Genomic DNA, 13,627 nt, shown 5'->3' on the forward strand with positions numbered 1-13,627 from the left:
CGCTACGACAAGCTCGCGGTCCGCTACGAGGCGACTGTCCTCGTAGCGGCCATCAACGAGTGGCTGTGACCAGCACATTCGATACACGCCCTAGGTGGCGGAGCAGTTTGCTCCCCCTACCGCACATGCGAAAGAAGGCTCACCTGTGAGCGAGAAGAAGGTCAGTCTGCTGGACGGCTTCAAAGCCTTCCTGACGCGCGGCAATGTGATCGACCTCGCGGTGGCTGTCGTCATCGGCGCCGCGTTCACCAACGTCGTGAACGCGGTCGTCAAGGGCGTCATCAACCCCCTGGTCGGTGCGCTCGGCACCCAGGACCTGGACAGCTACAGCTCCTGCCTCCAGGGCCCCTGCACGACGGACCCGGGGACCGGGGAGATGGACGGGATCGAGATCCTGTGGGGCTCGGTGCTCAGTGCCGCTCTCAGCTTCCTGATCACCGCCGCCGTCGTGTACTTCCTGATGGTGCTGCCGATGGCCAAGTATCTGGCCCGGCGGGCGGCGATGCAGGCCGCCAAGGAAGGCGTGCGGGAAACGATGGAGGTGAGCGAGCTGGAGGTGCTCAAGGAGATCCGCGACGCCCTTGTCGCACAGCGCACCGGTGGCACACCGGGCACCCCTGGGCAGGACTCGGGCGACGGTCCCGGCGGGACCGCCGCGGGCCCGCGCGAGGACCGGTAGCCCTCCGGGCCACTGCTCAGATGTGGTGGGGCGGCTTCTCGTCCAGGAAGCGCGCGAGGTCTGCGGCGCTGCCGCCGGTAAGAGGCCGCTCACCCCACCCCTGGTCCGTATCGTCCGCGGACTGCCGGTCCAGCGGATCGTCGAAGATAAGAACCGGTTTGGGCTTCGGTTCCTGTGGCGGCTGCTCCAGTGGCTGCTGCTGCTTCGCATCTCGCGGGCGGGGGGCGGGGGCGGCGCTCATGTCTCCAGGGTACGGCGGCTCACCACGAGGTGTGAGCCGCCGTGGGACCGGGCCGAGCACGACGAGGAACGACAGACTGAGGAACCCTCCCCCACCTTTCCCCGGCCCGGTCGGGCCTGCCCCCTTGTCCGTGCGGGGCCTCGCGCACCCTCCTGGAGCGCCGGTACGTTCGAGTCGCATCCGGCCCGACTCTCCTGCGGGCCTCGATGCCGACCCGAGGAGCCGCACGATGCCCCCCATGAACCCCGTGGACCCCCTGAACCCCGTGAACCCCCTGAACTCGGTGGACCGCCTGGACCCCGTGGACCGCCTGGATTCCGAGGCCGGGCCCCCCGGGCACCCGCCCCTGCTGGACGCCCTGACCGACGTGGCCGGAATCCGCGTCGGCCACGCGGAGGTCGCCGGTGCGGGCGCGTTGAGCGGCACGACCGTCGTCCTGGCGCCCGAGGGCGGGGCGGTGGCCGCCGTGGACGTGCGGGGCGGCGGGCCGGGTACGCGGGAGACGGACGCGCTGGACCCGCGCAATCTGGTGCAGCGGGTCGACGCCGTCGTCCTCACGGGCGGCAGCGCGTACGGGCTCGACGCCGCGTCCGGCGTGATGGCCTGGCTGGAGGAGCAGGGCCGGGGCGTCCGGGTCGGCGCCGGCCCCGACCAGGTGGTCCCGGTCGTTCCGGCCGCCGCCCTCTTCGACCTGGGCCGGGGCGGCGACTGGCGGGCCCGCCCCGACGCGTCGACCGGCCGCGCAGCGGTGGAGGCCGCGGCCGCCACGGGGCCCGGGGAGCCCGTCACCGAGGGCGGCGTGGGCGCGGGCGCCGGTGCGGTGGCCGGGCAGCTCAAGGGCGGCATCGGCACGGCGAGCGCCCGCCTCGCCTCCGGGGTCACGGTGGCCGCCCTCGCCGCGGTGAACGCGGCGGGCTCGGTGGTCGATCCCCGGACCGGGGTGCTGTTCGGGGAGTACGGGGCCGGGGAGCCGCCGGCGCACCCTCCGGCCGAGGTCCACGCGGCGGCGCAGCGGCGTCTCGCGCGGGAGCGGGAAGCGATGGAGGCGGCCGGGGGCGGGGCCCCGCCGTTCAACACGACGATCGCGGTCGTCGCCACGGATGCGGACCTGACCCGGGCACAGGCCCAGAAGCTGGCGGGCACCGCACACGACGGCCTGGCCCGCGCGGTGCGCCCGGTCCATCTGCTGACCGACGGGGACACCGTGTTCACGCTGGCCACCGGGGACGTACGGGTTCCTCCAGGGGACCCGGTCGCTGTCAACGAGATCCTGGCGGCGGGCGCCGACGTCCTGGCACGGGCCATCGTGAAGGCGGTGCGTGCGGCCCGGAGCACCGAGGGGCCGGGCGGCAGGCTCCTGTCGTACACGGAGCTGTACGGAGGTGAGGCCTGATGCGAACGGCAGCCCCCAGGGGGCGCGCGGTGTGAGCGAGGGGCGCGCGGGTGGCCGACTCGCCGTCCGTGCAAGGGAGTTCATCCCAACCGCCCGAAATGCACCGGGAACAAGGGGGGAACTTTCTGCGTGCACCCTACGTTTTTACCAACCCCGGTCACGATGCCGGACCCAGGGACTACGTTAAGCACGCACCAAGTAACACGCGGCGACGGCCTGGAGACACCACCTTGAGCGATCCGTACGAGACAACCGAGCACCACCTCGACCGACTCCTGCGACGCGCCCTCAACTCCTTCGACCTTCCCGACAGGACGGTCGACCGCCTCGGCACAGCGCTCGCCCACAGCAGTTCGCTGCACTCCTCGCACCACAGTGCCGTGCTGCACCGCGAGACCTACCGTCACACGTATCTCCTCGCCGACGGCTCCGCCCTGACCCTGTGGGAGCTGGTGCACAGCGGAGGCCGGGACCTGCGCACCCCGCTCCGGCACGAGCTGTACGACCAGGAGGGCGACGCCCGCATCGCCGCGTCCCGGCTGGCCGGGAGCTTCTCCGACTCCCCGGCCTTCGGCGACGAGGGGGTGCAGGAGGCTCAGGGGGATCTGGAGATGCTGACGGTCCTGATGTCCGCCCCTGCGGCCCCGCTCCCCCGGACGTACGCGCCCGACAATTCCGCGGACCACGCCCGCCGGGTGCTGCGCCGCGCGGAGAACGCCGACCGGCCCGGCGAGCAGAAGACGGGGCTGCTCCGGTCCGCCTTCGCCCACCACATCACCCAGATCTTCGGGCGTCAGTGCCACGTTGACGGCCGGGCGGCCGGATTCACGCTCTACGAGCACGCGTTCCTGCTGCTGGACGGCAGCGAGACGAGCCTGTGGGAGGTCGAGCACACGGCGACGCCCGACGGCCGCCACATGTGCGAGGTGTACGAGGACGAGCAGACCGCCCGTGCGGCGATGGAGAGCCGCATCCGGATCTGCTGACCGACCCGAACCGGTGTGACCGGCCCCGACGGTTCGCCGCTGGGGCCGGTCGCGCGGGACCGGTCGTGCCGGGCTGATTCCGCCGACGCCGTTCACAGTGGGCAGGTTCCGCCGGGGCCGGTCACAGTCGGGCGGTTCCGCCGACGCCGTTCAGTGGGGCGGTTCCGCTGCCCGTGCGGGTCAGTTCGCGTCGGCCTCCATGTTCGCGTCGCCCTCCACATGGGCGCGCGGCCGGGCGGGCAGTGCGAACATCGCCAGGAAGATCACCGAGAACACCCCGGCCACCCACCACAGCGACTGCTGGAACGCCTCGACGAACGCCGGGCCGACCGCTTCGGGGGCCAGCCGGTCACCGATCGCCCCGAAGAAGACGACGGACACCAGGCCGAGGCCGAGGGCCGTCCCCATCTGCTGCACGGTGTTGATCAGGCCCGAGGCCGAACCCGCGTGCTGCTTGGGCACTTCGGAGAGCACCGCGTCGGTCAGCGGAGCCACGATCAGCCCCATCCCCGCGCCCATGACCACCAGCGGGACGGCCATCTGCCAGGACGTGATGCCCATGCCGTACCGCTCGCTCTCCCAGAGGTAGATCAGCAGTCCGGCGATCATGAGGAGCGCACCCGCCTGGAGGACCTTGCGGCCGAAGCGGGGCACCAGCGTCTGCACGGAGATCCCGGCGGCCACCGAGACGGCGACGGAGAACGGGATGCCCGTCGTACCGGCGCGCAGCACGCTCCAGCCGAGGCCCATCTGCATGTAGAGCGTCCAGACCAGGAAGAAGATGCCGAGGCCGACGCCGAAGGTCAGCTGCACGGCGATGCCGGCGGCGAAGCTCTTGACCCGGAACAGGGACAGTTCGATCAGCGGCGAGCCGCCGGTCAGCGCCTTCTGCCGCTGGTACAGGACCAGCGCCCCGAAGACGAACAGGCTGCCCACCATCGACAGGTGGCCCCAGAGCGGCCAGCCCACCTCGTGTCCCCGGGTGAGCGGGTAGATGAGCATCAGCATCGCCAGAGTGATCAGGGCGACGCCGAGAAGGTCGAGACGGACCGCCTTGGGGGCCTTGGACTCGGTGATGAACTTCGCGCCGAGGAGCAGACCGGCGATGCCTACGGGCAGGTTGATCAGGAAGATCGGCCGCCAGCCGAGCCCGAAGAGGTCCCACTCGGTGAGCAGCGCGCCCAGCAGCGGGCCGGAGACCGCGCCGAGCCCGACGACCGCGCCGAACAGTCCGAAGACCTTGCCGCGCTCGTGCGCGGGGAAGGTGGCGTGCACGATCGACAGGACCTGCGGCACCATCAGCGCGGCCGTGGCGCCCTGGAGGACGCGGGCCGCGACCAGTATCTCGGGGCTGCCCGCGAAGCCGCACAGGGCGGAGGCGAGGGTGAATCCGCCGATGCCGATGAGGAAGAGCCGCTTGCGCCCGTAGATGTCGCCGAGCCGGCCGCCCGTGATCAGCCCGGCCGCGAACGCGAGGGCGTAACCGGCGGTGATCCACTGGATCGCGGAGACCGAGGCCCCGGTCTCGCGCTGGATGCTGGGGATCGCGATGTTGACGATCGTGACGTCGACCAGGTCCATGAAGGCCGCGGTCATCACGATGGCGAGCGCGAACCAGCGACGCCGGTCGGCCGGGGCGGGCACAGCTGTGCCCGGTGCCCCCACCGGTGCCGATGGGGGTACGGCCGACGTTTTCCCCAATGCGGGTGCAGTGGGTGCTGCGGGTGCAGTGGGTGTTGCAGGCATGGCAGGTGTGGCAGCTGTATCAGGTGTTGTGTGCGTGGCGGGTGCTGTGGGCGGCGCGGGGTCCGATGCCGCGAGCGGCGGGGGTGCGGAAGGCATGGGAAGAACCTACGCACCCATTAGGTCAGATCATGGCCTGATGGTCCGGCATCCTGAGGCCATGTCCGACACCCCCGCACGACTGCTGAAACTGCTGTCGCTCCTCCAGACCCCGCGCGAGTGGCCGGGCGGCGAGCTGGCCGAGCGGCTCGACGTCAGCCCGCGCACGATCCGCCGCGATATCGACCGGCTGCGCGATCTGGGCTACCCGGTCGAGGCCTCGCGCGGCTCCGTGGGCGGCTATCGCCTGGTGGCGGGCGCCGCCATGCCGCCCCTCCTGCTGGACGACGAGGAGGCGGTGGCCATCGCCGTGGGGCTGCGGGCCGGGGCGGGGCACGCGATCGAGGGCGTCGACGAGGCCTCCGTACGGGCGCTGGCGAAGCTGGAGCAGGTGCTCCCCTCGCGGCTGCGGCACCAGGTCTCCGCGCTCCAGAACGCCACGGTGCCGCTGACCCGGGGCGACGGCGCCACCATCGACCCGCGGACCCTGACGACGCTGGCTTCGGCGGCCACCGGGCGGGAGCGGCTGAGGTTCGCGTACCGCAGCGGGGACGGTACCCGCACAAAGCGGCTGGTCGAGCCGTACCGGCTGGTGAGTGCCGGACAGCGCTGGTACCTGGTGGCGTACGACCTCGACCGGGAGGACTGGCGTACGTTCCGGGTGGACCGGGTCGGCGAGCCGTACGCGACGGGGGCCCGGTTCGCGCCGAGGCCGCTGCCCGTCGAGGGCGCGGGGAGTGAGGCGAGGAGCGAGGACGCGGCGAAGTTCCTGGCTCGGTCGATGCGGCGGATGAAGCCGGAGCTGCGCCTCGATGTGTGGTTCGGGGCGTCGGCCGAGTTCGTGGCGGCGCGGCTGCCCGCGCATCTCGGGGCGCCGGAGCCGGAAGCGGGGGGCGGCTGCCGGCTGCGGGCCTCGTGCACCGATTCGCTGGAGTGGGTGGCGCTGCGGCTGGCGTTGGTGGACTGCGAGTTCTCCGCACAGGGGCCGCCGCAGCTGGTGGCGTATCTGGAGAGCCTCGGCGCCCGGCTGACCCGCGCCGCCCTGCCCCCGCCCCGGAGGAGGGACACGGCGGACGAGGACCGCCTCCCGGCCGCCCCGGAACAGGGCCGCCCGGCGGCTGCCCCCGAACAGGGATGAGCCCCGACGCCGGGGGGGGTGGGCGCCGGGGCTCAGCTCAGGGACCGGTGAAAACCGGTCGGGTGACCGGAATGACCCGGACGGTCAGCCGGTGCGAACCGGCTTGATGGGGAGATTACGGGTTATTGGCTCACGCCGCAGCGTCAAAGCCCGTGTCGTGAGCCATTCGCTTCAATTCGAGCAGCGCGTGCTTCTCTATCTGGCGGATCCGCTCCCGCGTGAGGCCGTGCTGCTTGCCCACTTCGGTCAGGGTCCGCTCGCGCCCGTCCTCGATGCCGTACCGCATCTTGATGATCGACGCGGTCCTGTTGTCGAGCTTGCCGATCAGGTCCTCCAGCTCCTCGCTGCGGAGCAGGGTCATCACCGACTGCTCGGGCGAGACGGCGGAGGTGTCCTCCAGGAGGTCGCCGAACTGCGTGTCGCCGTTGTCGTCCACGGACATGTTGAGGCTGACCGGGTCGCGGGCCCAGTCCAGGACATTGCCGACGCGCTCGGCGTTGGAGTCGAGCTCGGCGGCGATCTCCGTGTGCTCCGGGTCGCGCCCGTGCTCACGGTTGAACTCGCGCTGGACCCGGCGGATCCGGCCGAGCTCCTCCACCAGGTGGACGGGGAGCCGGATCGTGCGGGACTGATCGGCGATGGACCGGGTGATGGCCTGCCGGATCCACCAGGTCGCGTACGTCGAGAACTTGAAGCCCTTGGCGTAGTCGAACTTCTCGACCGCGCGCACCAGGCCCGCGTTGCCCTCCTGGATCAGGTCGAGCAGAGGGAGCCCCGCGCGCGGGTAGCGGCGGGCCACGGCGACGACGAGCCGGAGGTTGGAACGGATGAATATGTCCTTGGCGCGCTCGCCCTCGGCGACCAGCGCCTCCAGCTCCTCACGCTTCGCGTCACCGGCATCGCTCTCCACCTCGCCGTCGAGAATCTGCTGGGCGAAGACGCCCGCCTCGATGGTCTGGGAGAGGTCGACTTCCTTGGCGGCGTCGAGCAGCGGTGTGCGGGCGATCTCGTCCAGGTACATGCCGACCAGGTCGCGATCGGCGATCTCCCCGCCCACGGCGCGAACACTGCCTGCCCGGCCGGTCCCACCGGAGGTGGTGGACGTACGACGGGCGACGGCACGGGTTGCCATGCGTGCTCCCTTGCTCAGTAGGTCGCGACACCTTTCGGGTGCCCTGCATCCGATGGAAACAACGACTGGAATCCGGACAGAATTCCCATGACGCACATTCACTTTCGTGATCATGCAGTACCCTGTCCGGCGCCGACCGCTGGATGCCGCTTCCGGATTCCGCCGGACGCACAGGTCAGAGCCGGTACGGGGGACGATCCGGCCGCTTTCCGGCCCTCCGGCCTGGTGCTCGGAATCAGCGCGTCCGCGAGACCGCGCTCACATAAGCGCCCTCTCCTCCCCGCCCGGCCGCCCCGGCGCCCGGGTGAGCCGTGCTCCCGCTGTGAAAGACGTGACGGGCACCGTTCGGGTTGCTCAGGATGTCCGCGATGTGCCGGACCGAAGGGCCTGGGGCCTGGGAGACCGAAGGGCCTGGGGCCTGGGAGCTTGGGGCTGAAAGTCCGGGCCTGGGCCTGGGCCTTCGGTCCGGGGCCTAGGACCGCCGACCGATCCGGCCGGTAACCGCGGCCCCGAGTACCGGGACCGCGGTCGGAGGCCGACCGGGACCGCAGCCCGATCCGCCCCGGCCCGCACCTGCCTAGCCTGATCGGCATGGCCGGCATGGACGGCATGGACGGCATGGACGGCATGGACGGCCGTGATCAACACGGACAGCCGTGTGAACGGCACGGACACCACGGGAGTGTGATCGGCATGAACGACACCACGGGCACCCTCGACGAGGCGCTGGAGCGCATCCACGTCTCGGGGCCGGAGCGCGACGGCTGGCTCAGCAATCACGCGCCGATGGCCGTGGAGGCCCTGGTGCGGCACGGCCAGGCGCCGGCCGTGCACCGCTGGCTGGACCGTTACGGCCCGAAGCTGGAGGAGATGCCGGCCACCGGCTCCCCGGTGACCGCGCGGAACTGGCACGAGGCGCTGGGCGATCCGCGCCGCGTCGCCGACTGGACGGCGTACTTCGAGCGGGCGACTGCCGGGAGTCCCTGGCGCGACGTGCTCGCCGAGTGGTGGCCCCGGCTGCTGCCGGGCATCGCGGCGGGCGCCACGCATCCGGTGATCCGGGTGGGCCATTCCGTACGGACCCTGCTGACGGGAGAGGCGACCGCCCCGCGCGTCCGGGAGCTGGCCCACGCCCTCGGCTACTGGGCCGCCCGGCACCAGCGGCTGCCCGCCCTGGTGCCGCTCGGCCCGGCCCCCGGCGCGGCGGCGGCGCTGGACCGGGTGCCGCTGGTGCCCGACCAGAGCGGTGGCATCCGGGACCGGTTCGCGCAGCTGACCGGGTTCCCGGAGTGGCCGGCACCGGCCTCCGTCCCGGCGTCGGAGCAGAAGTCCGCCCCGCGACCGGGGCAGGAGACCGCCGGCCCGGAGGCGGCCCGGTCCGCGCTCCGGGAGCTGGTCCGGGCCTCGACGCACCGGTACGCGACCCACGCGCACGGCGAGCCGATCATGCTGGTCCACGCGGCGACCGCGCCCAACGCGGTCCTGCGCACCCTGCCGGCCCTGCCCGGTGAGCTGTGGGCGCCGAGTCTGCGGGCCGCCTGGGCGGCGAGCGCGGCGGTCACCGCCGCCTACGCGCCCCGTGAGGCGGCCCCGGTTCCGGCGTCGGCCACGGGCGCTCCGGACGTCGGGGAGCTGTTCGCGCGGGCGGCGGCGCACGGCGACGACCACACCATCAAGTTCACCGACACGGCACTGGACGTGGGCGACGCGCTCGCGTTCTCCGCCGCCCGGCGCGCGATCGAACTGAACCCGCCGGTGTTCTGACCGGACCCGACAGTGCTCCTGGGCGCTCCAGGACCGCTCATAGCACCCAGAGCTCGGAGCCCTCGGATCTCTCAGAGCCCTCAGAGCCCTCAGAGCCCTCAGAGCCCTCAGCCGAACTGCACCGAGCGCTTCGCCAGCCCCATCCAGAACCCGTCGATGACGCTCCGCCCCCGGTCCAGCTCGTCCTCGGCCGCGCCCAGCGTCACGAACAGCGGCGCGAAGTGCTCGGTACGCGGGTGTGCCAGCGTTCCGGCCGGGGACCTGTGCTCGAAGTCGATCAGCGCGTCGACGTCCTGGGCCCGCAGCGCACGGTCGCCCCAGTCGTCGAACTCCGCCGACCAGCCGGGCACCCCGCCGCCCTGGTGCCGCAGGGCGGCCAGGTTGTGGGTGAAGAAGCCGCTGCCGACGATGAGCACGCCCTCGTCGCGCAGAGGAGCGAGTTTCCGCCCGATGTCCATCAGCTTCTGCGGGTCGAGAGTCGGCAGGGAGATCTGGAGTACGGGGATGTCGGCGTCCGGGAACATCTCCACCAGCGGTACGTACGCCCCGTGGTCGAGGCCGCGGTCCGGGATGTCCTGGACCGGCGTACCGGCGCCGCGCAGCAGCTTGCGGACGCTGTCGGCGAGCCCCGGCGCGCCGGGGGACCCGTACCGCACTCCGTAATAGTGCTCCGGGAAGCCCCAGAAGTCGTACACGAGCGGCACGGCCTCGGTGGCTCCCAGCGCGAGCGGCGCCTCCTCCCAGTGGGCGGAGACCATCAGGATCGCGCGGGGGCGGGGCAGCCCCGCGGACCAGGCGGCGAGTTCACCGGGCCAGACGGGATCGTCGGCCAGCGGCGGTGCGCCGTGCGAGAGGTAGAGGGCGGGCATCCGCTCCGCGGTGGCTGTCATGGCATTCCCCTTCCACTGGACCCGGACCCCGGGGACGACGCGCGGCGCGCTGGGCGCACGGGCACGAGGTAAGGGCACGGGATCCGGTCACAAGTCCGTCCGAGCAGGAGTTCCCCGAGGTCAGCGGGGGATCGTTGCCCAGGGGGCCTGCGGAATTCCTTCGGATCCCCTGCGAGGACCCCCGGAGAAAGATTCTTGAAACTTCAAGTTCCTACCTTCGGAGACCTTAGCGCTATCTACTTAAGCTTTCAAGAAAAGGTCGTACAGTGGAGTACATGACCACGGCATCCACCGGCGCGCCGCGCTGGCTCACCGACGAGGAGCAGCACACCTGGCGCGCTTATCTGCATGCCACGACGCTGCTGGAGGATCACCTCGACCGCCAGTTGCAGCGCGATGCCGGTATGCCGCACATCTATTACGGGCTGCTCGTCCAGCTCTCCCAGGCTCCCCACCGCCGGATGCGGATGACGGAGCTGGCCCGGAACGCGAAGATCACCCGGTCCCGGCTCTCGCACGCCATCGCCCGGCTGGAGAAGAACGGCTGGGTGCGCCGCGAGGACTGCCCCTCCGACAAGCGCGGCCAGAACGCCGTGCTCACCGCCGACGGCTACGACATGCTCCGCCGCTCGGCGCCGGGTCACGTCGAGGCCGTACGGCAGGCGATGTTCGACCGGCTCACGCCCGAGCAGGTGAGCAGCCTCGGCGAGATCATGCGGGTGCTCGCCACCGGTCTGGAACCGGAGGGCACGGGCGCGGATCTGCCCTGGCTCCGCTGAGCGATCGCTGAGCGGAACCAGGGCAGGGGGACGACCGAGGGTGAGGAAGGTGCGGGCCGCCGTCAGTGGGCGACGACCGGAATCCTGAACTCCTCCTCGGCGTCCACGTCGGACGCGCCGTCCGCCCCGCCGTCCGCGCCCGTTCCGGGGCGGCCCGTGTTGATGAGGGCGATCGCGATGACGGCTGCGGCGACGAGGATGCCGACCGCCCACCAGATCGCGGCGGCGAATCCGCTGACCATGGCCTGGAGCTCCAGGAGCTGCGGGTCCGTGGCGCGGGCCGCGTGATCGGCGACGTACGCGGTGGTGGCGCTCGCGGCGATGGTGTTCAGCAGGGCGGTGCCGATGGCGCCGCCGACCTGCTGCGAGGTGTTGACCATCGCGGAGGCCACTCCCGCGTCACGCGGCTCGATGCCGTGCGTGGCCAGGGACATCGCCGGCATGAACGCCGTACCCATGCCGAGGCCGAGCAGCAGCATGCCGGGCAGGATGACGGCCGCGTAGCTGGTGTTCAGGTCCAGCTGGGTCAGGAGCAGCATGCCGATCGCGGCGACCAGGAACCCGGGGCCCATCAGCAGGCGCGGCGGGACCCGGGTCATCAGCCGGGTGCCTATCTGGGTGGAGCCGGTGATCATGCCCACGATCATCGGGAGGAACGCGAAGCCGGTCTTGACCGGGGAGTAGCCCTTCACGACCTGGAGGTAGTAGGTCAGGAAGAGGAACAGCCCGAACATCGCGATGATGGCGAGACCCAGGGAGAGGTAGACCCCGCCGCGGTTGCGTTCGGTGAGGACGCGCAGCGGCAGCAGCGGCGACTTCACGCGCGACTCGGTCACGACGAAGGCCAGCAGCAGCACGACGGCGGCGATGAACATGGAGACGGTCAGCGTGTCCGACCAGCCGGCCGACTCTGCGCGGGTGAAGCCGTACACCAGGGCGACCAGGCCGAGCGTGGAGAGCACGACGCCGGGGATGTCCAGCGGTGCGCGGTTGCGGGCGCCGGAGGGCTCACGGATGACGAAGTACGCGCCCGCGGCGGCGACGACGGCGAACGGGATGTTGACGAAGAACGTCCAGCGCCAGTTCAGGTACTCGGTGAGGACGCCGCCGAGGATCAGCCCGACCGCACCACCGCCACCGGCGATGGCCCCGTAGATGCCGAACGCCTTGGCGCGCTCCTTGGCGTCGGTGAACATCACGGCGAGCAGGGACAGGGCGGCCGGGGCGAGCAGGGCGCCGAAGACACCCTGGAGGGCCCGGGAGCCGAACATCATCGCCTCGTTCTGGGCAGCCCCACCGAGCGCGGAGGCCAGCGCGAAGCCGATCAGACCGACGACGAAGGTGCGCTTGCGTCCCCAGAGGTCGGCGATCCGGCCGCCGAAGAGGAGGAGCCCGCCGAAGGCGAGGGCGTAGGCGGTGATGACCCACTGCTTGTTGCCGTCGGAGATTCCGAGGTCGGTCTGGGCGGAGGGCAGTGCGATGTTCACGATGGTGGCGTCGAGGACGACCATCAGCTGGGCGAGTGCGATGAAGCCCAGGGCCTTCCAGCGACTCGGATCGGGAAGGACTGTGTCAGCCGTTTTTGACATGGGTGTAGCCACCTAAGGACGAGCGAGGGCGCCGAGGCGTCGCGAAGTGGGCGTCGGCGGTACGTGCTGGGGTACGCGCGACGGGATGACGTGGGACTGGACGAGCCGGGACGGGACGGAACGAGCTGGGAGTTGATGGCGCGGGACGGGCTGACGTGGGAGGCGTACGTGGACTCAGCAGCTCACGGGCCGCAGGAAGGCGTTCCGTTCCCGGTCGAGGAGCAGAGCCGGACGGCCGGGCGGACGACCGGAGGGGTTGGCGCCGAGGCCGGGTCGGGCCGGAAGGTTCAGGTCGGTGCGGGCGTCAGGGGCGCCGCAGGTCCTCCAAGGTCGCCGCCGATCCGGGCAGTTCGGAGCGGGCCGGGGTCTCCAGTCCGTCCAGGAACACCTGCAGATGGCGGTGGGTGAACCGGTCGATGCCCTGGCAGGCGATACCGGGGAGCGGCCGGGTGAGCTGGGAGAGGGCGACGAGTACGTCACCGACGGCGATGTCGGTACGCAGCCGCCCCGCTGACATGGCGCGCGTCACGAGCCCTTCGACGGCCTCTTCGAGGCGCCGGAGCTCGGCGAGCAGATCGGGGTGGTCCTTGTCGAAGACACCGGAGAGCATCGGGCACAGGGCGCCGACCCGTTCGTCGGCGGCCGCGTGCACGAAGCGGCTGAGCGCGGCGAATGGATCGGACTCCGCGGCGACGGCCTCTTCGGCCCGGAGGGTGGTGCGGGAGGTGACCGCGAGGACGACCTCATGGATGAGGGCGGCCCGGTCGGGGAAGTTCCGGTAGAGCGTGGCGTTGCCGACGCCCGCCCGGCGCGCGACGTCGTCCAGCGCCACGTCCGGCCCGAACTCGACGAACAGCTCGCGTGCGGCCGCGATGATCCGCTCACGGTTGCGCAGCGCGTCGGCCCGCGGGCGGGCCGTGCGGCACTGCGCTGCCGGCGCGGTCTTCTCACCTGTGTGCTCGGCGACGGTCTCCACGACGACGTTCCTTCCCTTCCCTCAGTGCGGTCCCGCCGCGTATCCCTCAGCGCGGTCCCGTTGCGTAGTGGTTCGACCCCCACCCGTAACCGGGGACCACTTCCCCGTTTAGCGGGGGCACATATGCAAACGGGGAGCAGGTCCCCGCTTATTTCCCACCCCATGGTGACCTGAGTCACATCGCCACAGAAGGAAAACCCTCCGATCGGCGCACCCAG

The 13,627-nt window shown here is 71.5% G+C and carries 12 protein-coding genes; 6 read left to right on the forward strand and 6 right to left on the reverse strand.

Annotated features, from left to right (window positions below):
- The first annotated feature begins 145 nt into the window (after positions 1-145).
- Positions 146-679, forward strand: a complete 534-nt coding sequence (locus ACGF2Y_RS34700) for an MscL family protein (protein ID WP_392955651.1) — start codon at positions 146-148, stop codon at positions 677-679.
- Positions 680-695: 16 nt separating this feature from the next.
- Here ACGF2Y_RS34700 and ACGF2Y_RS34705 read toward each other — a convergent pair whose 3' ends face one another.
- A complete protein-coding gene (locus ACGF2Y_RS34705; RefSeq protein ID WP_392955652.1) occupies positions 696-920 on the reverse strand; it encodes a hypothetical protein in 225 nt (74 codons plus the stop codon).
- Between the two features lie 229 nt (positions 921-1,149).
- Here ACGF2Y_RS34705 and ACGF2Y_RS34710 point away from each other — a divergent pair, with 229 nt between their 5' ends.
- Together ACGF2Y_RS34710 and ACGF2Y_RS34715 are read left to right on the forward strand one after the other, a co-directional pair.
- Entirely contained in the window at positions 1,150-2,313 is a 1,164-nt protein-coding gene (locus ACGF2Y_RS34710) for a P1 family peptidase (protein WP_392955654.1), read from the forward strand.
- Between the two features lie 230 nt (positions 2,314-2,543).
- Entirely contained in the window at positions 2,544-3,299 is a 756-nt protein-coding gene (locus ACGF2Y_RS34715; RefSeq protein ID WP_392955656.1) for a DUF6227 family protein, read from the forward strand.
- 180 nt (positions 3,300-3,479) lie between these two features.
- Here ACGF2Y_RS34715 and ACGF2Y_RS34720 read toward each other — a convergent pair whose 3' ends face one another.
- A complete protein-coding gene (locus tag ACGF2Y_RS34720) occupies positions 3,480-5,045 on the reverse strand; it encodes an MFS transporter (protein ID WP_392955657.1) in 1,566 nt (521 codons plus the stop codon).
- Between the two features lie 157 nt (positions 5,046-5,202).
- Between ACGF2Y_RS34720 and ACGF2Y_RS34725 the strand changes: the two genes are divergently transcribed.
- On the forward strand, positions 5,203-6,279 hold the full coding sequence (locus ACGF2Y_RS34725) for a helix-turn-helix transcriptional regulator (RefSeq protein WP_392955659.1): 1,077 nt from the start codon (positions 5,203-5,205) through the stop codon (positions 6,277-6,279).
- A gap of 130 nt (positions 6,280-6,409) precedes the next feature.
- Here ACGF2Y_RS34725 and ACGF2Y_RS34730 read toward each other — a convergent pair whose 3' ends face one another.
- On the reverse strand, positions 6,410-7,411 hold the full coding sequence (locus ACGF2Y_RS34730; protein WP_392955661.1) for an RNA polymerase sigma factor RpoD/SigA: 1,002 nt from the start codon (positions 7,409-7,411) through the stop codon (positions 6,410-6,412).
- Between the two features lie 693 nt (positions 7,412-8,104).
- On the opposite strand from ACGF2Y_RS34730, the gene ACGF2Y_RS34735 reads away from it, so the two are divergent.
- On the forward strand, positions 8,105-9,175 hold the full coding sequence (locus tag ACGF2Y_RS34735; RefSeq protein WP_392955700.1) for a questin oxidase family protein: 1,071 nt from the start codon (positions 8,105-8,107) through the stop codon (positions 9,173-9,175).
- Positions 9,176-9,282: 107 nt separating this feature from the next.
- Here the strand turns inward: ACGF2Y_RS34735 and ACGF2Y_RS34740 are convergent, their stop codons facing one another.
- Positions 9,283-10,065, reverse strand: coding sequence for a dioxygenase (locus ACGF2Y_RS34740; RefSeq protein WP_392955663.1), 783 nt, complete (start codon positions 10,063-10,065; stop codon positions 9,283-9,285).
- 266 nt (positions 10,066-10,331) lie between these two features.
- On the opposite strand from ACGF2Y_RS34740, the gene ACGF2Y_RS34745 reads away from it, so the two are divergent.
- A complete protein-coding gene (locus ACGF2Y_RS34745) occupies positions 10,332-10,844 on the forward strand; it encodes a MarR family winged helix-turn-helix transcriptional regulator (protein ID WP_392955665.1) in 513 nt (170 codons plus the stop codon).
- Positions 10,845-10,906: 62 nt separating this feature from the next.
- On the opposite strand, the gene ACGF2Y_RS34750 is transcribed toward ACGF2Y_RS34745, so the two are convergent.
- On the reverse strand, positions 10,907-12,433 hold the full coding sequence (locus ACGF2Y_RS34750; RefSeq protein ID WP_392955667.1) for an MFS transporter: 1,527 nt from the start codon (positions 12,431-12,433) through the stop codon (positions 10,907-10,909).
- 304 nt (positions 12,434-12,737) lie between these two features.
- Positions 12,738-13,409, reverse strand: a complete 672-nt coding sequence (locus ACGF2Y_RS34755) for a TetR/AcrR family transcriptional regulator (protein ID WP_392955669.1) — start codon at positions 13,407-13,409, stop codon at positions 12,738-12,740.
- Positions 13,410-13,627: the final 218 nt, after the last annotated feature.

It is taken from the genome of Streptomyces sp. NPDC048142 (assembly GCF_043202835.1).
In the GTDB taxonomy this organism is placed as follows: domain Bacteria; phylum Actinomycetota; class Actinomycetes; order Streptomycetales; family Streptomycetaceae; genus Streptomyces.

What these genes read in the sequence shown, in the direction of transcription:
- ACGF2Y_RS34705 (WP_392955652.1), bottom strand. Translation starts at nt 920, where the DNA reads ATGAGCGCCGCCCCCGCCCCCCGCCCGCGAGATGCGAAGCAGCAGCAG.
- ACGF2Y_RS34710 (WP_392955654.1), top strand. Translation starts at nt 1,150, where the DNA reads ATGCCCCCCATGAACCCCGTGGACCCCCTGAACCCCGTGAACCCCCTG.
- ACGF2Y_RS34720 (WP_392955657.1), bottom strand. Translation starts at nt 5,045, where the DNA reads ATGCCTGCAACACCCACTGCACCCGCAGCACCCACTGCACCCGCATTG.
- ACGF2Y_RS34725 (WP_392955659.1), top strand. Translation starts at nt 5,203, where the DNA reads ATGTCCGACACCCCCGCACGACTGCTGAAACTGCTGTCGCTCCTCCAG.
- ACGF2Y_RS34730 (WP_392955661.1), bottom strand. Translation starts at nt 7,411, where the DNA reads ATGGCAACCCGTGCCGTCGCCCGTCGTACGTCCACCACCTCCGGTGGG.
- ACGF2Y_RS34735 (WP_392955700.1), top strand. Translation starts at nt 8,105, where the DNA reads ATGAACGACACCACGGGCACCCTCGACGAGGCGCTGGAGCGCATCCAC.
- ACGF2Y_RS34740 (WP_392955663.1), bottom strand. Translation starts at nt 10,065, where the DNA reads ATGACAGCCACCGCGGAGCGGATGCCCGCCCTCTACCTCTCGCACGGC.
- ACGF2Y_RS34750 (WP_392955667.1), bottom strand. Translation starts at nt 12,433, where the DNA reads ATGTCAAAAACGGCTGACACAGTCCTTCCCGATCCGAGTCGCTGGAAG.